The sequence below is a fragment of the Flavobacterium sp. KACC 22763 genome, assembly GCF_028736155.1.
In the GTDB taxonomy this organism is placed as follows: domain Bacteria; phylum Bacteroidota; class Bacteroidia; order Flavobacteriales; family Flavobacteriaceae; genus Flavobacterium.
On sequence record NZ_CP117879.1, the window covers coordinates 130,014 to 153,227 of the forward strand.

Here is a 23,214-nt window from a genome sequence, read left to right on the forward strand (position 1 = left end):
GATTCTCAAAAATAGCTTTAAAAATCTGTAAATAAAAGCGCACAAGAATAAAAAATACCCAAAGAAAGCAGTTAGCCTTTTCAGCTTGCTTCTTTGGGTACTGTTTTAAATTTTTATGAATTCAAAAACTCCAATAAGTCTTCATTTAGTTTTTCTCTATCGGTATAAAATAAACCATGAGGCGCTCCTTCATATTCGATATAAGTATTATTAGCAATTGATTTTGCCGCTTTTCTAGAAGTAAGATCAATAGGTACAATTTTGTCGTCGTCGCCATGAATAATCAAGGTTGGAACTTTTATGAAATCCAATTCGTCCCTGAAATCAGTATAAGAAAAAGATTCTGCACATTTTAAAGTAGCTCTTGGAGAAGCCACAGAACATAAGTTTCTGTAATATTCTAATAATGGAGTGCTGATTGGTTTATTGATAATGTTTATGCCAAAAAACGTTTTTCCGAAATTGTCTACAAAACCAATTCGGTCTTCTTTGATTGCTGCTGCAGTATTCTCGCTTTTCTCTTTTGGATGGCCGTCAGGATTGTCGTGAGTCTTTAAAAGAAACGGAATAATTGATGAAATTAAAGCTGCTTTAATAACATTTTTTCCGCCATGACGACTGAAATAACGAACTACTTCGCCACCGCCCATTGAAAAACCGACAAGAGTTACGTCTTCTAATTCTAATTGTTCGATAATTTCTTTAAGGTCATCTGTCAAAGTATCATAATCGTAACCATCCCAAGGCTGAGAAGATTTTCCGAAGCCACGTCGGTCATAGGCAATTACACGACAATTGTTTTGCACTAGATGATCAATCTGATATTCCCACATTTCATTCGAAAGTGGCCAGCCGTGAATTAGAATTACTGGTTTTCCTTGACCGTAATCCTTCACATAAAGCCTTACATTTTGAGCAGTTTCTATGTATTTATCTGTGTGAACCTGTTTTAAATTAGATTCAAAATCTTTAATTGACATGCATGCATTTGGTTCAATATGTTCCATGTTATATCTTTTTTCGTGAGTGTTTTTCGTTTTCTTCTCGTAAAATTAGATTTAAGAAAAAGAAAAAGGTTATAGAATTAGGCGCATTAATTACAAAATTTATAGGTTTGTAAATAATACAATTTAAAAATGGATTTAACCTGGAACGAATTTGAACGCACTGATATGCGCGTTGGAACAATTATAGAAGTGAATGATTTTCCTGAAGCAAGAAAACCAGCTTATCAACTAACAATTGATTTTGGTTCAGAAATCGGAATTAGAAAATCATCTGCACAAATTACTAAAAGATATCAGAAGGAAGATTTAGTTAATCGTCAGATTGTGGCAGTTGTAAATTTCCCAAGAAAGCAAATCGGAAAATTTATGAGTGAATGCCTTGTTTTAGGAGCGGTAGGAGAGGAAGGAGATGTGATTTTGTTGGCTCCTGATTTTAAGATTCCTAATGGATTACGTATAGGTTAGTGTTCAGTGTTCAGGTTTTTAGTGTTCAGTAATGATGATTAAACTTTAGTAAACTGAACACTCAAAACCTGAACACTGACTACTCTTTAATATTATCGATTAACTTCTGTAATATCAATTGTCCCTCTTCCCAATACTTTAAATCAGAATCAGAGTTAATGTGTCCTTGCTGACCAATATTTACAAAATCACTTCCCCATTTTTCAGCGAAGAGTTTTTTTCTTTCAAAAGAAGCATAAGGATCATTTTCGCTCGCTACTACTACCGAAGGAAAAGGTAATTTATAAAGCGGAATTGGAGAAAAATTTCTTATGCATTCAGGTGTATGCTGAGGTGAATCAACATCAGCAGGAGCGACTAATAAAGCCCCAATAATATTCGGATTATTGTATTTTTCTGCCCAATGCAAAACCAATGAAACAGCCAAACTGTGTGCCACTAAAATAGTGGGTTTGTCAAGTTTTAAGATGTTTTCATTTAATCTCTCAAGCCATTCTTCACGAATTGGTTCGTCCCAATTGTCTTGGACAACGCGAATTGAGTTTTCGAATTTTTTATGCCAAAAGGTTTGCCAGTGTTTCTCTCCAGAATCTCCAAGTCCTGGTATAATTAATAGTTGTGTCTCCATTGCCGTGGAATTTTTATTTAGTGATTTATTTTATTTACTCAGCGCAATTAATTTAACACATAGAGATATAGATTTTATAGACTAAAAAAGGCGCTATGCTTTGTTTAGTAAACATTAGCTATGCGTGAGAAATGTGTTTCTCTATTTACTCTTTGCTTCTTTTTTTTAAAACTATCTTTCTATGTGTTTGATTTTTTAATTTATATTAAACTTATAGTTTTTTATTGCGTTCTTTTAAAATTCGGTTTATTTCATTAACTAAAAGCGGAAAACCAGGTTCTGTCATTCCGTGACCGTAACCGTCCAATTCATATAATTTAGTCTGTGTATGTCCAACCAGTTTCATCATTCTGGCCATATATGCGTTTTCTTCATAACGCCCAAGCATTTCTAGTTCACGATCTCCAGTAATTAATAACATTGGCGGAGCATCGACACGAACGTGATATAAAGGAGCAAATTGGTCAATTGTTGGCTGTTTTTCGGGAATTCCGTTTTCTCGTCTAATTTCGAAATGCGTAATGCATTGCCCGCTAAACGGAATAAGCCCCGCAATTTGGTTGGCATCAATGTTTTCTTTTTGAAGATATTTTTTATCCAAACCAATCATCATTCCTAAATATCCTCCAGCTGAATGTCCAGAAACAAAAATTAAGGATTTATCGCCTCCATAATTTGCAATGTTGTTGAAAGTCCAAGCAACAGCTGCTGCAGCGTCTTCAATAGCCTTTTCTGCTTTTGCTTTTGGCGACAATCTATAATTTACTCCAATAATTGCAAAACCTTTATTTTTTAAAGCTTCTGGGATTTCTTTGTTTCCGCCAGTTAATCCGCCGCCGTGAAACCAAACGATTGTTGCGAATCCGGTTTTGTTTTTGGGATAGTAAATATCCAAAACACATCTTTCGTTGATGTATTTATCAGATTTATTTACAGCCGTACTATAATATTGGATATTGTTTTTCGTTTCATACTCTATATTCTGTGCAGAAAGAGAAAATCCAAAGAAGAAGAAACTTAGAAGAATAATTAATTTTTTCATTAGAAGTAAAATGTAATTTGTAAAATTATTTGAAGTAAAAAGTGCATGAATCGTACGTCTCACATTTTACAATTCACATCTCGAAACATAAATATATAAAAAAAGTCCAAAATGCATAACAAATTGGACTTCTACTTTATGTAGATGATTTTAGATTAAATATCGTCAAAATCAATATCTGTAAAACTAGATCTTTGGCTTTCAGTCTTTTCAGAGCTGTATTCTTTTTTAAAATCTTTTTGGTGTCTTTCAGAAATTACTTCTTCGCCTTTGTGGTTTAAAACATAAGAAGTCATTTCTTCTAATATTTCGGAGAAAGCACTAAAATCTTCTTTGTATAAATAGATTTTGTGTTTTTTGAAGTGAAAAGAACCATCTTCTTCAGTAAATTTTTTGCTTTCTGTAATCGTGATATAATAATCATCAGCTTTGGTAGCTCTCACATCAAAGAAATAAGTTCTTCTTCCTGCGCGTAATACTTTAGAAAAAATCTCTTCTTTTTCTAACATGTCATTTTCTCTCATAATACGTTCTATCATTTTTGGAATTAATAGTACTCAAAAATCATAAAAAATTATCTATTACGCAACAATTAAAGTAATTCTTTTTCCGAAAGTTGTTTTAAATATAACGATGCATAATAACCTTCTTGATTTATTAATTGATTATGAGAACCTTGTTGAATTATCTTACCATCTTCGAGTATAATAATTTTATCTGCATTCTTGGCAGATGATACTCGATGGCTCACAATTATAGTTGTTTTGTCTTTAGAAATTTCGAATAAATTATTCAAAATCATTTCTTCAGTTTCAGTATCAACGGCAGACAAACAATCGTCAAAAAGTAAAATTGCAGGGTTTTTAATAATGGCTCTTGCTATAGAAACACGCTGTTTCTGTCCTCCTGAAAGTGTAATTCCTCTTTCTCCTAAAACGGTGTCATACTGTTTGTTAAAGGCAATAATATTATCATGAACAACAGCATTTTTAGCAGCTTCGATTACTTCTTCATCAGTTGCATTCTGATTTCCGAATTTGATATTGTTTTTAATCGTGTCAGAAAATAAGAAAGCATCCTGAGGCACAATTCCGATATTATTACGAAGATCATTTAAATTTAAAGTGCTGATTTCATGTTGATCAATTTTAACTTCTCCTTCGGTTACATCATACAATCTCGAAATCAAAGAAAGAATAGTCGATTTCCCCGAGCCAGTTTTTCCGAGAATTGCCAATGTTTCTCCTTTTTTTACTGTAAAAGAAACATTTTTTAACGCTTCTATATTAGTATCATCATAAGTAAAAGAAACATTTTCGAAAGAGATATTTCCTTGAATTTCTGAAGTGTTTTCGTTGTTGTTTTTGATTTCTGGTTCGATTTTCAAGAATTCATTCAGACGTTTTTGAGAAGCTTCCGCTTCCTGAACCATAGAAGAAACCCATCCTAAAGAAGCAACCGGCCACGTCAGCATATTTACATATAATATAAACTCAGCAATGGTTCCAATATTAGGAATGCTTCCGTTAATATACATTACACCTCCAAAATATATTACAACCAAGTTACTGATTCCGATAAGAGCAATCATTAAAGGTCCAAATAAAGATTGTACTCTTGCAAGACTTAAACTTTTACGTTTGCTCTCTTCTGCCAAATCAACCATATTATTTTGATGCTGATTTTCTAAAGAATACGCTTTTATAACTCGAATTCCTGAAAAGATTTCCTGAGTAAAACTCGACACTTTAGAAAGATATTGCTGGAACGTGGTGCTTCGTTTATTAATTTCTGAACTTAATTTAAAAATACAATACGAAAGAATAGGTAAAGGTAGTATGGTATATAAGGTAAGCCGTGGCGATACATTATACATATATAATATAACGATGGCAAAACGGATAGCTGTATTTATAGTATACATTACAGCTGGCCCAACATACATTCGTACTTTTGAAACGTCTTCACTAATACGGTTCATTAAGTCTCCTGTTCGGTTTTGTTTGTAGAAATTCTGTGAAAGATTCTCATATTGTCTGAAAACTTCATTTTTTAAATCAAATTCAATATGGCGCGACATTACAATTAAAGTCTGACGCATTAAAAATGTTAAAAAACCAGCAACGATAGTAGTTCCGATGATAAGTAGCACATTATGAATGAGATCCTGACGAAAAGTTGCAATTACTATTTCTGATTTTTGCTCTGCAGCAGATAATTTATCAAAATTCTCAATAGCATTTAAAGACTTGCTAATCAGTTTTGGAGTAAATAAAGAAAATATTTGTGCGATTATAGTGATTAAAATTCCAAGTGAAAAACTGTATTTATATTTGATGAAATATTTGTTTAAATAGCTTAATTCTTTCATTTTTTTAAGAAATATGATATTGAATTGATTTGAATTTAAGAATTATTATTAAATAAAATTATAATAATTTGCGATTTAATCAAAACAATTATATTGTAAAATTGTTATTTTAAAGACAAAAAATTAGCGCATGTGTATTTTTTAATTATGTTTGAGATGTCTTTTTGACAAATTCATAATTTTAACCTAATTAATACTAGCGCTATGGATGCAACTTTCGCAACTGGAAAGGAACTTCAAAAAATGGATCCTGTTTTTGGTCAATTATCTTTTGACGATCACGAACAAATTGTATTTTGCAATGACAAAGATACAGGTTTAAAAGCAATTATTGGTATTCATAATTCGGTTATGGGGCCAGCTTTGGGAGGAACCAGAATGTGGAATTATAACACAGAATGGGAAGCTTTAAACGATGTTTTACGCCTTTCTAGAGGTATGACGTTTAAATCTGCTATTACTGGACTAAATATTGGTGGAGGTAAAGCTGTAATTATTGGTGATGCTAAAACTCAAAAAACACCTGAATTAATGCGTAAGTTTGGTGAATTCGTTCACTCACTTAGCGGAAGATATATTACTGCAGAAGATGTCGGAATGGAAACTAAAGACATGGATACAGTAAGAGACGTAACGCCTTATGTTACGGGTATTTCTGAAGAAAGAGGTGGTTCTGGAAACCCTTCTCCAATTACTGCTTACGGAGTTTATTTAGGTATGAAAGCGGCAGCTAAAAGTCAGTTTGGTACTGATGTTTTAGACGGTAAAAAAGTTTTGGTACAAGGAATTGGGCACGTAGGTGAAACTTTGGTTGAATATTTAACTAAAGAAGGAGCGCAGGTAACTATTTCTGATATCAACGAAGAAAAATTATTTCAAGTTGCTTCAAAATACAATGCAACAATTTATACTGGTGAAGATTTATATACTGCAGATGTTGATATCTATGCGCCGTGTGCGATGGGAGCAACAATAAATGATAATACAGTAGATAAAATTAAAGCTAAAGTTATTGCAGGTGCAGCAAACAATCAATTGGCTGATGAGAATGTTCACGGAGCAAGATTGCAAGAAAGAGGAATTTTATATGCTCCAGATTTCTTGATCAATGCTGGTGGAATCATCAATGTTTATGCTGAATTAGCTAACTACGGTAAAGCTGAAATCATGAGCAAAACAGAAAATATCTATAACACAACGTTAGAAATTATAGATTTTGCTGCTAAAAACAATATTACAACTCATAAAGCGGCACTTACAATTGCTCAAAATCGTATCGATCAAAGAAGAATCGAGAACGCTAAGAAGTAATTAAGTGTTCAGTGTTCACTTTCTTAAGTGTTCAGTCTTAAAGTCTCAGTTTGCAGTTTATTCTGTAACTGAGATTTTTTTTGCGCATGTTTGGTACTGCTCACTAAACACTGATCACTGACGACTATAAATAGAGACTGACCACTAAATTCTGAAAACTGACCACTAAAATGACGACTTTTTTACGAATTAATTTTAAAATACGCCTTTAAAGTTATACTTTTGCAGACTAATTTTTAAATGTTCTTACAAGGTGGTAAATAGAAGACACATACGCGTTAAAGTAATGCAATCCATTTATGCAATGCACCAAAGCGGTTCTGATAACATGGAAAAAGAAGAGAAATTTCTTTTCTACAGCATTGACAATATTCAGGACTTATATCTTATAATGCTTTCTTCATTGATAGAAATTTGCAAAAAAGAAGCTGTCTATTTGCATCTGTCAAGTAAAAAACACCTTGCTACTGCGGCAGAACGTAATCCGAACGAAAAGTTCATCAAAAACAAAATCTTTCAGCTTTTAGCAGAAAGTAATTCTCTTAGCATTGCTTTAGAAAATCGTAAAATCAATAACTGGTCTTTAAACGATGATTATATCATTTTGCTTTTAAATGATGTTAAAGCAAGCGATATCTACAAAAAATACATGAGCAATAACGTCAATACGTTTGAAGAAGACAGACAATTTATTATTGATTTGTTTGAAAATGTTATTGTACCAAATGAAAAATTATATGAATATTTGGAGGATGATAAATTAACTTGGGTTGATGATATTCCGGTTGTAAATACTCATATCGTTAAACAATTGAAAGCAATTAAAACAGAAGATCCAGACGATTTTAGAGTGCCAAAATTGTATAAAGATGTTGAAGATAAAGATTTTGCTAAAGATTTGTTTAGAAGAACAATTCTAAACGAAACGGCTTTTGCAAAAGAATACGAAGATAAAACGCCAAATTGGGATAGTGATCGTATTGCTGAAATTGATACAATTATCTTAAAAATGGCTATTTGCGAGTTTGTTAAATTTCCATCAATTCCAGTAAAAGTAACTCTTAACGAATATTTAGAAATTGCAAAAGAGTATTCTACACCAAAAAGTAGTATTTTTATCAACGGAATTTTAGACAATCTGGTTAAGGAACTGACTGCCAACAAAAAGATGGTAAAAGTAGGAAGAGGGTTAATGTAAGATTTAAAATAATCAATTTTTAAATTCCAAATTCCAAAAAAAAAAGAATATTAAATATAAATCAAAAACAAATTTAAATTATGGGACAATTATCTCAATTTGCGCCATTTCTTTTAATGTTTGTGGTAATCTATTTCTTTATGATCAGACCACAACAAAAAAGAGCTAAAAACGAAAAAGAATTTGAAAGCAGCCTAAAAGTAGGTGACAAAATAGTAACAAAAAGTGGTTTCCACGGTAAAATCGCTGAATTAGCAGAAACTACAGTTGTAATCGAAACGATGTCTGGAAAATTAAAATTAGAGCGTTCTGCTATCTCTTTAGAATTGAGCGCTGCTTTGAATAAGAAAGCTTAATTTTAAATTGCAATATTTTAAAAATCCCAAATTCCAAAAGGAGTTTGGGATTTTTTTTCGTTTTTAACTGAATACTGCAGTTTTGTCATTTCGAACGAAGAGAGAAATCTTCGCAAGTAGCTCCGCAAAGACTTTAATTCATTGTATGAAAATATAGCCCGTGGTTTCAACTATGGGAATAAGGATTGTGATTATGATAATGATTGTGTCCCCGTGGTTGAAACCACGGACTAGTTTACCAGATGATATTTTTCTATTATAAAAAAACCTTTGTCAAGGTTTTAAACTTTGACAAAGGTTTTCGTATGGTTTTGGAATTTGGATTTTAAATATTGGAATTTAAACTATCTGTATTTATCGTTGAGTCCAACATTAGCCAAAATCATCGGAATCACTTTTTCGATTCTCGAAAGTTTGGTTTTTTCCTGTTTAGCCGTTTCAATATATTCTAAAAACTCATATTGTTTGTAAGGAGAAAACTTCGCGAAAGCTTCTTTTAAATCTGGATTTTTAGCCATTTCTGCATTTAGAAGTTCTGAAACTATTGCTTCTTTTTTTGCAGGTTTTATGACTTTACCTTGTTTTTCGTTTTCAATCGCTTCGTAAATATATTCTAAAACTTCTTTTTCGTTTACTTGATCTTTAGAAGTAAAACGCCATTGACGCAAAGATTTTGTGACTTCTTCTTGAGCGTTAATGAGTTTCTTTTTCTTGTCTTTTAAGAAAACACCATTAAAAAACCATATTGCAAAATAATCTTTAAATCCGCCAAGGCCAATTACGTTTTTCTTCTCGTAAACATAAACTGGACCGCCCCATTTTGTGGTTTCAGTCAGTTCAGTTTTGTCAATAATCGATTTTAGGAAAAGCAATTCTTCTTCCCATTGATCGCCGTATTTCCAAATGCCTTTATTTTCGGATTTTGATTCCATTATTTTCTTTTCTTAGATTTTTCTGGTGCGTCAAAAATTCCTGGAATTGCAGTTAATTCAGCAATTTTTACAATAACATCAGTTGCTTTCTGAATGCTTTCAGCTGGAACATATTCGTATTTTCCGTGGAAATTATGTCCGCCCGCAAAAATGTTCGGACAAGGTAATCCCATAAACGATAATTGAGAACCGTCCGTTCCGCCACGAATAGGTTTTATGATTGGTTTGATGTTTAATTCTCTCATTGCTTTTTCGGCAATGTCTACAATATATTTTACAGGTAGAACCTTTTCTTTCATATTGTAATATTGATCTTTAACTTGAGCAATTACAATATCTTCTCCAAATTTCTTTGCAAATTTCTTGTTGAATTGTTTTGTCAGTTTATGAATCAATTCTTTTCTTTTTTCGAATTTCTTTCTGTTGTGATCACGAATAATCAGTTCTAAAACTGTTTCTTCTATATTTCCTTTGATATGATGTACGTGAAAGAAGCCCTCGTAACCTCTAGTTTCTTGAGGAGTTTCGCCTTTTGGAAGTTCGTTGATAAAATCATTTGCCAAAAGCATAGAATTGATCATTTTTCCTTTGGCATAACCTGGATGAACGCTTTTTCCTTTAAAAGTAATTTTTGCTCCAGCAGCGTTAAAATTTTCGTATTCTAATTCGCCAATCTGACTTCCATCCATAGTGTAAGCCCATTGTGCTCCAAATTTTTCTACATCAAAATGATGTGCCCCACGACCAATTTCTTCATCTGGAGTAAAACCGATTCTGATTTTTCCGTGTTTAATTTCCGGATGTTGGATTAGGTATTCCATTGCCGAAACAATTTCAGTAATTCCAGCTTTATCATCAGCGCCTAATAGTGTTGTTCCGTCAGTTGTAATGATGGTTTGTCCTTTATATTGTAATAAATCTTTGAAGTAATCTGGAGATAAAACAATGTTTTTTTCAGCGTTCAGTACGATATCTTTTCCGTCGTAATTTTCAACGATTTGAGGTTTAACATTAGCTCCGCTAAAATCTGGAGAAGTGTCAAAGTGAGAAACAAAACCAATTGTTGGTACTTCATGATCAACATTGCTCGGAAGTGTTGCCATGATATACGCTTTGTCATCTATGGTTACATCTTCAAGACCAATTGCTTTTAGTTCGTCAACTAGTTTATTGGCAAGATTCCATTGTTTTTGTGTGCTCGGGGTTGTTTGTGAATTTGGATCCGATTCCGTATCAATCGTTACATAACTGATAAAGCGATCTATGATATGTTGCATTTTTTTGAATTTTTAGCAAATATAGAAAAATTTTTCTGCTAGGAAATTTAGCTTTCAATATCTGAATTAATAAAAAAGGGATTCAATTTTGAATCCCTTTTTGGTATTTTGAGTTTGTTATTTACTTTTTACGCATCTAAAACCAACGTGGTTTGCGGCAGATCTGATTTCACCTTTTCCTCTTGTTCCAACCATATAACGAGTACAGTATTGATCGGTGCATAAGAAAGAACCTCCACGGTGAACTCTTTTTATTTCAGACGGATCGCTAGGATCATAATATGCACTCGGTCCCTGTGGATTTTTTGTCACTTTACCGCTTTCTGCTAATGATTTGTAATAATCTACGCTGTACCAATCGTTTACCCATTCCCATACATTTCCAGCGATATCATATAATCCGTATGCATTTGGAGCGTATTGTTTGGTTGGGGCAATTCCTTTAAATCCGTCTTCTCCAGTATCACCGTCTTTAATTGGAAAATGGCCTTGGTAGATGTTAGCCTGAAATTTTCCTTTTGGTTTTAAATCATTTCCCCAAGCGTATAAATTTCCAGTTTTTCCACCTCTTGCGGCAAATTCCCATTCAGCTTCAGTCGGAAGTCTTTTTCCAGCCCATTTTGCATAAGCCGCAGCATCTTCGTAAACAACATGTACAACAGGATATTTTTCTTTTCCTATAATGGTGCTTTGTGGGCCTTCTGGATGTCTCCAATCTGCACCTGGTTCGTAACGCCACCATTGCAAGAAATTGTTCAAATTAACTGCTGATGGTGTAGGAGTGAAGACTACAGAACCTGTTACTAAATCTTCCTCGTTTGCCGTTGGAAATTCTTCTTTAGTTGGTTTTTGTTCAGCAACAGTAACATAACCAGTTGCTTTTACAAATTTTTCAAATTCTTCATTAGTTACTTCAGTTTCGTCCATATAATAGCCATCTACATAAACTCTGTGAATTGGAGCTGCATCTTTTGTCACGCCTTTAATGCTACATAGACTTTCATCTTCAACATTAGTTCCCATAGAAAATTCGCCACCAGGAATCCAAACCATGCCTTTCGGGGCTTTTTCTGTTGGTTTAAATTTATTTTCAACAGTTGGCTTGAATTCAGATTCTGCATTGCTTGGAATTTCATGACATTCTGCAACTGTTTTTTCTGCTTTTTCTTCCTTATTTGTAAATCTAGTATAGCTGTAAGCGATTGAAATAATGGATAATGTGAGTAATGCAAAAATCCAAAAGGTTTTGTTTTTCATGGTTTATTTATTTGAGCTTATAATGGTTATCAATAGCAGGTATAAAATTAGGGAAAATTACTTTTATAAGTATAGTAATTTTATAGAATTAATAAAATTAAATTATTCTTTCTCAACCGAAACTACTTCGTACTTGTTTTTTCCATCAATCTGTACGGGTTGATAATAGGTTTCTCCAAATTTTACATATTTAGCATCACCAATTGTCACTTCTTCTCCGCCTTCAGGTAAATTATCTACTATTGTTCCTGCTGTAGGAGCAACTACAGTATATTTCCCGCCATCTTTTTCATAATAGGTTCCGCCGTAATAGTAATTGTTTACCGTTCCGGTATTTACCGTTTCTGCTCCACTAGGAATATTGTTTACAGTACCTCCAACTGGTGCAGGAACTGCTGTATAACCGCCATTGGTCGAGGTATACCAAACTCCTTGATCGTAGTGATACTTTTCGTTTTGCACGCTTACAATAATTGCTGTAGTTGCTAGAGTTGCTACGAAAAATCCCCAAGGATGCCAAACTGGTCCCCAGTAAAATGGTACATAAGGACGCGGATAATAGGGATGATAGCAATTATATCTGTAACCACCATACACATAAGGTGGACGTGTATATGGTCTATATCCTGGACGAACTACTGTATTTCGATTATTTCGAACATGAACACTATTGTTAACATTAATATTGACATTATTTCTGTTTCTGTTAACGGTATTGCCACTTATGTTGGTGTTTCTATTGCCTACATTGTTTCGATTGACAGTATTATTTCGATTTACTGTATTGTTTCTATTTACAGCGTTGTTTCTGTTAGAATTGTTTGCAGGTCTAGTTATTTGAGTGCCAGAATTGTTGGCTCCTGGTCTAGTCGTTGCAGTAGGTCTAGTTGTACTTGGTCTTGACACATTTGGTCTGGACTGTGTAGCAGGTCTAGCCTGACGAGTGTGTGTAGCTGCTCCGCCACCGCCTCTGTTAAATCCGCCGCCACCTCCGCCACCTCGATGACGCTGCGCTAAGCTGTCAACAGAAATAAATAAAAAAGCTCCAGTTAAACACATTAGAAGTGCCAGTTTTTTTACTGTTTTCGATATACTTTTCATATTCAGTAATTTATGTGATTTAAAGTTATGAAAAAAAATGTTCGTTTTGAATTAATGAATTAAAAGTTTGAATTATAATGAGATATCCCATTGTATTCTAAAACGCCAGCCTTGTTGTAGCGGAAGTGTTTTGTCTTGAAAACTAAAGTAACTTACCTCTGAAGTCAATTTATTTTTGTGTCCGTTGAAAAACCAGTTAAAAGCCAATGTAGATTCTTCTTGTCTATTTTCTCTTATAGAATTATCAGGTCTGTAGCCTGCATGACGGCCGGCCATTTCTAAATGTTTTGGCCACCAGTCAAAAACATTATGAAAGAAATATCCAGCTTGAACATAATAGCCTTTCATTACTGTCATATCATTGTTATTGTATTTGTCAATAATTTCTTTGGTATGCCATTCGCTTTGCCAAGAAAAGCCGCGATACATAAAAGCACTTTCTAAGTTCCATTGATTAACTCTATATTGACCTGGTAATCCATCTTCAAATCCGTCTAAAGAACCTCCTCCAGCTTGCGAAAATCGTGTATACGGACTTCGATTGGTTACAGCAGAAAAGGCAATAATTGGAGTTGGTTTTTCGTGAAATTCTAAATCACAGCCTTCAAAATCAAGAAATCTGCCTAGGAAATTCCATTGTGCTCTTCCAAAATACATTAAGTGATTATCATCGTTTGAAGTGCTTCCGCGTCCTGTTCCTGTTAATGCTGCGGCCCAATAATTAAAATCGGCAATTCCGGCTCCTTTTAAATGACCATAAACTTCGGCTCCTAATTGTCGGTCAACGGTAAAAGGGCGGTTGATTAAGGATCGATCTACCATTTGTTGTTCACCACTGCTAATAAAGCGCTCGCGGGTAAATTCTGTTTTCCATTGTCCCACTTTAAAACTCAGCCAATCCCATTTTTCGATCATTATTCTGAAGTCAAGCAAATTAGATTGACTCAATTCATATTCCCAATAATATTTAAGCCAAGGTTCAAAAGCATGACCGCCGACTTTTAATCTGGCACGGTTTATTTTGAAAGTGGTTTTAGCATCTTGGCTATAATCATCGTAAGTCAATGGATCTGTATCATTTGGTGTTGAAAAGCGAAACTGAAGACGGCTTGCTAGTTGAAACAGAAATTTTTTGTCTCGGGTTTCCAGTTCAATTCCTTTACTGCCATAACGAACATTCATTAGTTTGGTAGTGTCTTTTTCTTGTTGCGAAAATCCTTTAAAACCAATCAACAAAAGGAAAATAAAGAGTAGGTGTTTAGAAATACGATTTGATTTATTTGAGCTGCGCATAAGATCAATAGGTTTATAAATTATTTTCCTCCAAAGTTTTTTGCAATTCCTAAACCGATTCCCCAGCTGTCATAGGCATTCCATTTAAAGTCGTAACTCATAGTGCCAAAAACTTCCCATCCTTTAGGGAGTTCGTAGCCATATTCTACACCAGCTCGGGTTAAGAAAAAATCTTCTTCTTTGGCAAATTCACCTCCAAAACCTAAAAGAAAACTCCAATTTTCGTTTGGTTTGTAAATTCCCATAAGGGCAGGGGCAATAGGATAACTTCTTTCTACGGTTTCTTTGTCTTTTTCACTAACGTATACTTTTTCGACTTTATATTTTTCCATAATAAAATCAGTATGAAGACCAATTGCCCATTTTTCATGAAACTGAAATGTATAATCTATCCCCCAAGCAGGAAGGGTTAAAGTTTCCCGATTTCCTTCGTCATCACGACCTTCAAAAACATGAACATGATTAATCGATAATCCAATTTGATGATGCGATTTGAATTCTTTTTCTTCGTTTTCCTGAGCTGAAATTTTGTTTTGAATGATTAAGTACAAAAGAGCTGTTAGAAAAAGTGTTTTTTTAAGATGGCTTGTACTAGTCATTGTGATTTAGTTTTTAATCTTTAATAAAAAAGAGGTATTTTATTTACTTTTTTCAGTATATAAATACCTCTTTAATTTTATTTTTCTATAAGACTACTCGCTTTTCATAATTCTTAAAGCTTCTTTATTAAGATCTTCATAGCTTTGTTCGCTAATATCAACACCAACACCTAAGATTTCTCCACCTTTAAAAGTACCTGGTGATTTGTATTGATGACTTACAGCGTCGCCACTATCGAATCCTACACAAAGACCATCACCAGAAAGTGTGAATTTACCTGGTTGTGTTTTCATAGGACCTTTGGCTACTTCTTTGCCATCAATGTATAAATGACCTGTACCAATTTGTTCTCCGTTTTTACCAGTACTTTCTCTTACAAACTCAAATCCTAAGGCATGTTTACCAGGAGTTAAGGTAGCCGATGAAACAAAAGTTTGTTCTGGCTGAATTCCTAAGAAATTATAAACATAGTATAATTTATTGTCTTTGATGAATAAAGAGTGTCCTCCAAAGCGAGATCCGTGAGCAAAAACTACTCCTGAAGCTCCCGATTTAATATCTACATCACCTACAATTTTGTATGAACGACCACGTACGTTTACTGCTACACCTTCTGGTACAGCAGCAGTTCCAGGGTAGTAAATGTAACGAGTTTTTGGTTTTTCTTGAGAAGGACGTTCCGTGCTTAATAATTCCATAGGAGAACGGTCGTCTAGAGGTAAAACTAAATTTTTAGCCGCTTCGTCAAACCAAGCATCTTTAAGTTCTTTTAATTTTTCAGGGTACTTTTTAGCCAAATTGTTTGACTCAGCTCTGTCCACATCTACATTGTACAATTCCCATTCGTCTTTGTCAAAGTTACTTTTACCCGTAAGTGGTACGTGTACAGCAACTGCTTTCCAACCGTCTTTCCAAATGGCACGAGTCCCCAACATTGTATAGTACTGTATGTGTTTTTGAGTAGGAGCATCTGGTTTAGCATCAAACGAGTATTTCATTGAAACTCCAGATAATGGATATTGATCTACGCCATTATATTTAGTAGGCATTTCTAAACCACAGATGTCTAAAATTGTTGGTACAATGTCAGTAGAATGGTGGTATTGATTACGGATTTCGCCTCTGGCTTTAATTCCTTTTGGCCATGAAATTACTAATGCATCACAAGTTCCTCCTGCATAATTACTGTAGCGTTTAAACATTTTGTAAGGAGCAGAGAAAGCCGCCGCCCAACCAGTAGGATAATGCTCGTAAGTATCTGGACCTCCTAGTTTATCCAAATATTTTAAATTTTCAGATAATTCATCAGGATAGCCGTTAAAGAATTTGTTTTCGTTTACAGATCCAGATGGAGAACCTTCACCTGAAGCACCATTATCGGCAGCATAAAGAACTACAGTATTTTCTAACTGACCTGTTTTTTCTAAATACTCAATAACACGTCCTACTTGAGCATCAGTGTATTCGGAGAAACCGGCATATACTTCGGCTAGTTTTGAGAATAATTTTTTCTCATCAGCGCTTAGTGTATTCCAAGGTTTTACATAATCACCAGGATTAGCAATATTAGGAGGTAAGAAATTGAAATCGGTGTTTTTAGTTCCTTTAGGTACAATTCCTTTAGCAATCATACGAGGTAATACCCATTCGCGATAAGCATCGTAACCAGTATCAAATTTTCCTTTGTATTTAGCAATGTACTCTTCTGGTGCATGGTGTGGTGCATGGTTTGCTCCAGGGCAATACCACATATACCATGGTTTAGAAGGATTGGTGGCTTTTTGGTCTTTGATGTATTCAATGGCTTTATCGGCTAAATCTTTAGATAAGTGATAGCCCTCTTCAGGAGTATAAGGTGCCTCAATAAAGTGGTTGTCTTCTATTAAATCAGGATACCATTGGTTGGTTTCGCCTCCTATGAATCCGTAATAGCGGTCAAAGCCCATTTGGGTTGGCCATTGTGCTTTGGAACCTCCAGAAGAAACGTCTTGTTCCGGTACGTTGTGGTTTTTTCCAATCCAGAAAGTACTCCATCCTGCTTGTTGTAATACTTGACCAATTGTAGCACACTGAGCTGGGATTTGTCCGTTTGCTCCAGGATAACCATCTGTAGTTTCGGTGATGGATGCCATACCGTTTAAGTGGTGGTTACGACCAGTTAATAAAGTAGAACGGGTTGGCGAACATAATGCTGTAGTATGCCATTGGGTGTAGGTAATACCATTGTCTGCTAATTTTTGTAGTGTTGGCATGTTTATGGCTCCTCCATAAGGAGACCAGGCAGCCTGTCCTGTGTCATCGTATAAGATAAACAATACGTTTGGTGCACCTTCTGGAGCTGCTTTTTTTGTGTAGGGCTTCCAGTCTGGTTTTGAATTTCTAATATCAAGTTCGATGACACCATGGAAATTTTCTTTAGTTACTTTCTGAGGATCTGCCTGAGCGGCTAATTTCGAGGTTAAGCCTAATGAAAGGCAAAATAGCAGGGTGAAAATACTTTTCAGGATGAATTGTTTACTGACTTTCATGATTTAAGTTATTTATTATTATTGATCTTGTGCGGGACACTTTGTTGAACTTTGTGTATAAAAAATAATCTGAAAAAAATCGAATTTTAGTCTTCTCTGAATTGAAATATTTTTACTGGCTTATAGTTTTTAAAATTTTGAAATGTAATCACTCAAATTTAAATATTATAAGCTTGGAAGCTGTTTCTGAACCAACTTAACTGGTTTCATTTTATAACTTGAAACACAAAAAAGAGGTTTTTGTAGTATTAGTCTTTATCAGTTTTTGGAATTGTTTGGATTATGAATGAAATAATTAAACAAAAGATCAGTTATTTGTTTTTGTAAAAAAGACACCTTTTTAAACTATAATATTTAAATTTGCAGCCAAAATAACAACAACACAACTCTTATGTATAAATTGATAATTCGTCCGATACTTTTTTGTTTTGATCCTGAAAAAGTACATTACTTTACTTTCTCATTTGTAAAATTCATTTCAAAAATCCCTGGAGTTTCGGCAATTATAAGATCAATTTATGAAGTAAAAGACACTCGACTAGAAAGAGAAGTTTTTGGAATTAAATTCAAAAATCCAGTTGGACTTGCGGCTGGTTTTGATAAAGATGCTAAGTTGTATAAAGAACTAGGTGATTTTGGTTTTGGTTTTATCGAAATTGGAACTGTAACGCCAGTGGGACAAGAAGGAAATCCGAAAAAGCGTTTATTCCGTCTAAAAGAAGACCAAGCGATTATTAACCGAATGGGTTTTAATAATGGTGGAGTTCTAGAAGCTGTAGAACGTCTGAAAAAGAACTCAGGTGTTTTGATTGGAGGAAATATCGGAAAAAATAAAGTGACTGATAACGATGATGCCGTAAAAGATTATATCATTTGTTTTGATGCACTTTTTAATCATGTAGATTATTTTGTAGTGAATGTGAGTTCGCCAAATACACCAAATTTGAGAGCACTGCAAGATAAAGAACCATTAACGGCTTTATTGCAGACTTTACAGAACAGAAATGTTGAAAAGCAAAAAACAAGCACTCAAAAAGTAAAACCAATTCTTTTAAAAATTGCTCCAGATTTAACAGATGAGCAATTATTGGATATTATTGACATTGTAAAAACAACTCAAATTGCAGGTGTAATCGCGACAAACACAACTATTTCAAGAGAAGGTTTACAGTCTGCTAACCAAACAGAAACAGGAGGTTTGTCTGGAAAACCATTAACAAAACGCTCTACAGAAGTAATTCGTTTTCTTTCAGAAAAAAGCAATAAAGCGTTCCCTATTATTGGAGTAGGAGGAATTCATTCTGCCGATGATGCAATTGAAAAACTAAATGCAGGTGCCAGTTTGGTGCAATTATACACTGGTTTTATCTATGAAGGGCCAGCTTTGATAAAAGCAATCAACAAAAAAGTTTTAGAGCAATTATAAAAGCAGCGCTTGAACAGTTAATCCGACAAGTATTGCAATTCCAAAACTGATTAAGGTTCCAATCATTACATATTCGGTCAATTTTCTGTCTTTGGCTTCTTTTAAATCTCCGAATCTAAAAATAGATTTAGCGGCCAGCAAAAAACCGATTGCCTCAAAATGTCCGGTTAAAATAAAACCGAAAACAAATAAGCGTTCTAAAATACCAATATAATTTCCAGCAGCTATCAGAGAATTATCCTGATGGCTGTTTTTGCTTTCAGGAGCCCATATTGAAATTATGGTTTTTATAAAAATTGAGGTAGGTTTAGTTAGCAGTAAAATTGCGGTAATGAGAATCCAGAAGGTATTGTTTTGCCAAAAGTTGATTATGGTTTTGTTTTCATAAAGCAACACTATGCCAATTAAAACAAGAATATGTGCAATCTGATCTAGAACAAACCAAATACGTTTGGTTTTGTCTTTCTGGAAATGCAGTTTGATTAAATCGATAGTGCCGTGCGTAACAGCGATTAAAGCTGCATAAGGGATAAAATTGATTTCGCCCACTAAAACTGCTGCTAAAACTCCGTGCAGTAAAATATGAATATACAAATAAACACTTTTGTGTTTTTTGAGTTCTTTATTGGCGACCCAAGAATTGGGCTGCCAGATAAAATCACCAAATAAATGAGCGAGAAACAGTTTTGTAAATAAAATCATGGGGCTGTAAGTTGTTTTATTTGTTTTCTAAAATATCGATCTAAATTCATTACCAAATCAAACTGAGCGCGTTTTTGTCTTCGGCTGACGGCAGCTTGATTAATGCCTAGTTTTTGCCCTAATTCTTCTTGTGACAAAGTTGGATTTTCAATTGCAACAGCTACAAATTCTGCCGATTGCACCAGCCAGCTGTCCATAAAAGTCAATGCTAATTGGAGCATTAAATTCAGTTTTTCATCCAAATCAGTATCTCCTGTTCGCATAGCCAGAGTAACTTTTTGCTTTTTTAAAGTTTCAAAAAGTTCGCCCGAGTGTATAAAAGCAGAACCATTGCTTTCAGATATTCTTTCAGCATTGTGCGTTTTATCTCCAAAACCAATGCTCATTCGAGCATCAGACTTTATGGCTCTTAAATGTGCTTTTATCAAAATAGTCGCTAACAACGCATCTTCGGGATTGCGAACTTCTATTTGAAATTCATCTCCACGATATACCTCCCATTGACTTGGAGTATGGCCGAAGGGAGCTAAGATTTTCTTTAAATCTTCAACCCAATGTTCAGATTGCTGTCTTGAACCAATTATGTCACCTGTAATTACACTAGTCATAACTCAAATATAATTAAAAAATTATAAATTTTATATTACAAATATAAGGAATAAAAATAATTATTACGTTTTTTGGTAATATTTTAATTTATTACGTTTTTTGGTAATAAAAGTGATTATTACAATATTCATTAATAAATTTGTTTGTGCTAAAATTATCTTTTATTTCATTAAAAAAGGAACTAACTTAGCCTTACAAAAGAATAAGCTTTGAGTAAAGAAATCAAAATCATCGAATGTCCTCGAGATGCCATGCAAGGCATTAAGGATTTTATTCCAACCAAAAATAAAGTTACCTACATACAAGCTTTGCTGCGAGTAGGCTTTGATACAATTGATTTTGGAAGTTTTGTTTCTCCAAAAGCTATTCCGCAAATGCAGGATACTGCTGAGGTTTTGGCACAATTAGACCTTTCGCAAACGACAAGCAAACTGCTTTCTATTATTGCCAACACGCAAGGCGCGATAACTGCTGCAGATTATGCACAGATTCAGTATCTAGGTTTTCCATTTTCTATTTCTGAGAACTTTCAGATGCGTAATACACATAAAACTATTGCAGAATCTCTAGTTACGCTCGAAGAAATCCTTGAAGTGGCCGATAAGAAAAACAAAGAAGTTGTAACATACCTTTCAATGGGTTTCGGAAATCCATACGGAGACCCGTGGAATGTAGAAATTGTAGGCGAGTGGACCGAAAAACTGGCTGGAATGGGCGTGAAAATTCTTTCGCTTTCTGATACTGTTGGAACTTCTACGCCAGAGGTAATCACGTATTTGTTTTCAGATTTAATTCCGAAATATCCTGAAATTGAATTTGGTGCTCATTTGCATACAACGCCAGAAAGCTGGTTCGAAAAAATCGATGCGGCTGCAAAAGCAGGCTGTACTCGCTTTGATGGTGCTATTCAGGGCTTTGGAGGCTGCCCAATGGCAACCGATAAACTCACAGGAAATATGCCGACAGAAAAACTGGTTTCCTATTTTACAGCCAATAAAAAAATAACAGGACTTAATTCTCTTAGTTTTGAAAGTGCTTATAATGAAGCTTCGAAATTGTTCGGAAAGTTTCATTAAAAAATATTTAAATACATAAGTAATATCTTACGTAAAAAAGCGTTTTTATTTATGCTAATAAAATTAAAATGAAACGAAATCTCATACAAAAAATCTCAATATTGTTTGCTGCAGTTTTTTTTCTGTCTTGTTCAAGCGATTTAGATTTTGATCAGATAAACGATTTTAAGCTAGAGCCAGTATTTGTGGCAAACCTAGCTTATTTTGATATTCCGGCAAACAAACTTGTAGATGATGGAGGTACAAATGTCTATCCAGACGTAAGAGACTTTGATATTTTTAAAAATAAATTTTTTAATGAACGTCTTAAAAAAGCTGAGTTTGATTTTGAAATTGAGAATACTATAAATCGTTCTTTTGTTATAAACATGCTTTTGCTTAATGCAGAGAATAAGGTCTTGCAGACATTATCTTTCGCAGTTCCATCTTATAAAGGAACACCAAATGTTATAAAATACCCTACAGAAGTTTTTGAAAATGCGCGATTAGATCTTTTAAAACAGACCCAAAAGATTGGCTTTGTGGTAATAATTGCAGCTGGGTCTCCATTGAATAGTGAGAGTCTAGGAGATTTAAAATTAAGATCAAGTGCAACTGCTTATTTAGAAATTGAATGAGAAAAACGCTAATCCTTTGCTTGTTTTTTCATCTTTCTTGTTTTGCCCAAAACAGAGAGTTGTTATATAATTTTACTTCAATTCCGCAATCTTCACTTGTAAATCCGGGAGCTGATGTTTCGTATAAATATTATTTCGGATTTCCAGTTTTATCTGGAATTTCAGCAAATGTAGGTTCCAGCAGTTTCTCAGCTTATGATTTGTTTTCAAATAATGGAGTCGATTTTAATCAAAAAGTGAGAGATGTAGTCAATAAATCTTCTAGCAATGATAAAGTTGTGACCAATCAGCAACTTGAATTATTTTCGGGCGGATTCAGAATTGGAGGAAGAGAAAGCCGTTCGTATGTTTCTTTCGGCTTATATCAGGAATTTGATTTCTTTATGTTTGTTCCAAAAGATTTAGCTTTACTGGCCTTAAACGGAAATAGAGATTATATTGGAAAATCATTTAATTTGGGTGATTTAAACATGAAAGCCGAAGTGCTTTCTGTATTTCATGTTGGTTTCCATAAAAAAGTCAATGATAAATTTGTTTATGGAGGACGTGCCAAAATTTATTCAAGCGGTGCAAATGCTACTTCAACAAAAAATTCAGGATACATTTATACAGGACAAGAGCCCGGAACTCCAAACCTTTACAATCAGGTTATTTCTTCCAATTTAGAACTAAAAACCTCTGGAATTGCAAGTTTCACTAAAGATGAGTACGAAGGAAATATAGCGCGTGATATTGCCAATAATACCTTCTTTAAAGGAAGTCTAGGTTTTGGCGTCGATGCAGGAATTACCTATTATATAAAAGACAATTTGCAGCTAACGGCGAGTATTATAGATTTGGGTTTTGTAAGACAGACTAAAGACATAGAAACCCTTACTTACAAAGGTACTTACCAATACAATGGTGCTAATCCTGATTTCTTAGGTTCAGATGATCCAGAAAATGTATTTGACGAATTTGACAAAGCTATACCAAGAGATACACTTTATAATAAGTATACAACTTGGCGTCCGACGAAGTTTTATTCTTCCATTCAATATTCGTTTGGTGAAGCGCGTCCAGATGACGAATGTAATTGTCATGGAAAACTTAATACATATTATAAAAATGCGGTAGGAGCACAGCTTTTTGCAATGACTGCACCTCGAACACCTTTATTTGCCTTAACAGCTTTTTACAGAAGAAATATTTTTAGGAAATTAGATTTTAAAGCCACTTATACCTTAGATACTTTTTCAAGTACAAATATTGGTTTAGGTCTTGCAGGAACAATTGGTCCAGTAAATATTTATGCTCTGGTCAATAATGTTTTAGAATATAAAGATATCTCCAAAGCTAGTAGTGCGGCATTTCAACTCGGAATCAATTTTGTTTTTCAAGACAAGGAATAGAAATATTCAATTTTTCAAATTCCAAAT

At 34.1% G+C, this 23,214-nt stretch carries 22 protein-coding genes; 8 read left to right on the forward strand and 14 right to left on the reverse strand.

Translation table 11 applies throughout. From position 1 onward, the window contains the following. Window positions 1-113: 113 nt before the first annotated feature. Window positions 114-1,007 carry an alpha/beta fold hydrolase gene (locus tag PQ463_RS00550; protein WP_274255811.1) on the reverse strand — a complete coding sequence of 298 codons (894 nt, stop codon included), beginning with the start codon at window positions 1,005-1,007 and terminating at the stop codon, window positions 114-116. Window positions 1,008-1,136: 129 nt separating this feature from the next. Here PQ463_RS00550 and PQ463_RS00555 point away from each other — a divergent pair, with 129 nt between their 5' ends. Beyond that, on the forward strand, window positions 1,137-1,472 hold the full coding sequence (locus PQ463_RS00555) for a tRNA-binding protein (RefSeq protein ID WP_095931381.1): 336 nt from the start codon (window positions 1,137-1,139) through the stop codon (window positions 1,470-1,472). 79 nt (window positions 1,473-1,551) lie between these two features. Here the strand turns inward: PQ463_RS00555 and PQ463_RS00560 are convergent, their stop codons facing one another. The 4 genes from PQ463_RS00560 to PQ463_RS00575 all read right to left on the reverse strand — a co-directional run bounded on the left by PQ463_RS00560 (window position 1,552) and on the right by PQ463_RS00575 (window position 5,513). Beyond that, the gene (locus PQ463_RS00560) at window positions 1,552-2,100 is read right to left on the reverse strand and encodes an RBBP9/YdeN family alpha/beta hydrolase (RefSeq protein ID WP_274255812.1); all 549 of its coding nucleotides are present in this window, start codon (window positions 2,098-2,100) and stop codon (window positions 1,552-1,554) included. Window positions 2,101-2,311: 211 nt separating this feature from the next. Further along, a complete protein-coding gene (locus PQ463_RS00565; RefSeq protein WP_274255813.1) occupies window positions 2,312-3,142 on the reverse strand; it encodes an alpha/beta hydrolase in 831 nt (276 codons plus the stop codon). 155 nt (window positions 3,143-3,297) lie between these two features. Next, complete coding sequence (locus tag PQ463_RS00570; RefSeq protein WP_008462177.1) at window positions 3,298-3,666, reverse strand: PUR family DNA/RNA-binding protein; 369 nt, start codon at window positions 3,664-3,666, stop codon at window positions 3,298-3,300. Window positions 3,667-3,734: 68 nt separating this feature from the next. Then, window positions 3,735-5,513: an ABC transporter ATP-binding protein gene (locus tag PQ463_RS00575; protein ID WP_274255814.1), complete on the reverse strand. Its 1,779-nt coding sequence runs from the start codon at window positions 5,511-5,513 to the stop codon at window positions 3,735-3,737. Between the two features lie 204 nt (window positions 5,514-5,717). Here PQ463_RS00575 and PQ463_RS00580 point away from each other — a divergent pair, with 204 nt between their 5' ends. From PQ463_RS00580 to yajC, 3 genes are all read left to right on the forward strand, one after another. Beyond that, window positions 5,718-6,824 carry a Glu/Leu/Phe/Val family dehydrogenase gene (locus tag PQ463_RS00580; protein ID WP_274255815.1) on the forward strand — a complete coding sequence of 369 codons (1,107 nt, stop codon included), beginning with the start codon at window positions 5,718-5,720 and terminating at the stop codon, window positions 6,822-6,824. 286 nt (window positions 6,825-7,110) lie between these two features. Beyond that, window positions 7,111-8,022, forward strand: a complete 912-nt coding sequence (nusB, locus tag PQ463_RS00585) for a transcription antitermination factor NusB (protein ID WP_198856845.1) — start codon at window positions 7,111-7,113, stop codon at window positions 8,020-8,022. 80 nt (window positions 8,023-8,102) lie between these two features. Continuing rightward, window positions 8,103-8,378 (forward strand): preprotein translocase subunit YajC, encoded by a 276-nt coding sequence (yajC, locus tag PQ463_RS00590; RefSeq protein ID WP_012024270.1) that lies wholly within the window; start codon window positions 8,103-8,105, stop codon window positions 8,376-8,378. Window positions 8,379-8,722: 344 nt separating this feature from the next. On the opposite strand, the gene PQ463_RS00595 is transcribed toward yajC, so the two are convergent. The 7 genes from PQ463_RS00595 to PQ463_RS00625 form a co-directional block, all read right to left on the reverse strand. After that, the gene (locus PQ463_RS00595; RefSeq protein WP_274255816.1) at window positions 8,723-9,310 is read right to left on the reverse strand and encodes a YdeI/OmpD-associated family protein; all 588 of its coding nucleotides are present in this window, start codon (window positions 9,308-9,310) and stop codon (window positions 8,723-8,725) included. After that, a complete protein-coding gene (gene pepT / locus PQ463_RS00600; protein ID WP_274255817.1) occupies window positions 9,310-10,587 on the reverse strand; it encodes a peptidase T in 1,278 nt (425 codons plus the stop codon). Before pepT ends, PQ463_RS00595 begins: the two co-directional genes overlap by 1 nt. A gap of 117 nt (window positions 10,588-10,704) precedes the next feature. Beyond that, window positions 10,705-11,844, reverse strand: coding sequence for a formylglycine-generating enzyme family protein (locus PQ463_RS00605; protein ID WP_274255818.1), 1,140 nt, complete (start codon window positions 11,842-11,844; stop codon window positions 10,705-10,707). Window positions 11,845-11,946: 102 nt separating this feature from the next. Continuing rightward, window positions 11,947-12,945: a DUF6515 family protein gene (locus PQ463_RS00610; RefSeq protein WP_274255819.1), complete on the reverse strand. Its 999-nt coding sequence runs from the start codon at window positions 12,943-12,945 to the stop codon at window positions 11,947-11,949. Window positions 12,946-13,017: 72 nt separating this feature from the next. Further along, window positions 13,018-14,238, reverse strand: coding sequence for an OprO/OprP family phosphate-selective porin (locus PQ463_RS00615; protein ID WP_274255820.1), 1,221 nt, complete (start codon window positions 14,236-14,238; stop codon window positions 13,018-13,020). Window positions 14,239-14,258: 20 nt separating this feature from the next. Next, window positions 14,259-14,837, reverse strand: a complete 579-nt coding sequence (locus tag PQ463_RS00620; protein WP_274255821.1) for a hypothetical protein — start codon at window positions 14,835-14,837, stop codon at window positions 14,259-14,261. A gap of 93 nt (window positions 14,838-14,930) precedes the next feature. Beyond that, window positions 14,931-17,366 carry an arylsulfatase gene (locus PQ463_RS00625; RefSeq protein ID WP_274255822.1) on the reverse strand — a complete coding sequence of 812 codons (2,436 nt, stop codon included), beginning with the start codon at window positions 17,364-17,366 and terminating at the stop codon, window positions 14,931-14,933. Window positions 17,367-17,757: 391 nt separating this feature from the next. Here PQ463_RS00625 and PQ463_RS00630 point away from each other — a divergent pair, with 391 nt between their 5' ends. Next, entirely contained in the window at window positions 17,758-18,792 is a 1,035-nt protein-coding gene (locus PQ463_RS00630; RefSeq protein WP_274255823.1) for a quinone-dependent dihydroorotate dehydrogenase, read from the forward strand. On the opposite strand, the gene PQ463_RS00635 is transcribed toward PQ463_RS00630, so the two are convergent. After that, a complete protein-coding gene (locus PQ463_RS00635) occupies window positions 18,787-19,494 on the reverse strand; it encodes a DUF3307 domain-containing protein (protein ID WP_274255824.1) in 708 nt (235 codons plus the stop codon). The two genes, PQ463_RS00630 and PQ463_RS00635, sit on opposite strands and share 6 nt — an antisense overlap. Beyond that, on the reverse strand, window positions 19,491-20,102 hold the full coding sequence (locus PQ463_RS00640) for a SatD family protein (RefSeq protein ID WP_274255825.1): 612 nt from the start codon (window positions 20,100-20,102) through the stop codon (window positions 19,491-19,493). The genes PQ463_RS00635 and PQ463_RS00640 overlap by 4 nt, the downstream gene beginning before the upstream one ends. A 210-nt stretch (window positions 20,103-20,312) precedes the next feature. Here PQ463_RS00640 and PQ463_RS00645 point away from each other — a divergent pair, with 210 nt between their 5' ends. The 3 genes from PQ463_RS00645 to PQ463_RS00655 all read left to right on the forward strand — a co-directional run bounded on the left by PQ463_RS00645 (window position 20,313) and on the right by PQ463_RS00655 (window position 23,187). After that, window positions 20,313-21,179: a hydroxymethylglutaryl-CoA lyase gene (locus PQ463_RS00645; protein ID WP_274255826.1), complete on the forward strand. Its 867-nt coding sequence runs from the start codon at window positions 20,313-20,315 to the stop codon at window positions 21,177-21,179. Window positions 21,180-21,247: 68 nt separating this feature from the next. Further along, entirely contained in the window at window positions 21,248-21,796 is a 549-nt protein-coding gene (locus PQ463_RS00650; RefSeq protein ID WP_274255827.1) for a hypothetical protein, read from the forward strand. Then, entirely contained in the window at window positions 21,793-23,187 is a 1,395-nt protein-coding gene (locus PQ463_RS00655) for a DUF5723 family protein (protein ID WP_274255828.1), read from the forward strand. The genes PQ463_RS00650 and PQ463_RS00655 overlap by 4 nt, the downstream gene beginning before the upstream one ends. Window positions 23,188-23,214: the final 27 nt, after the last annotated feature.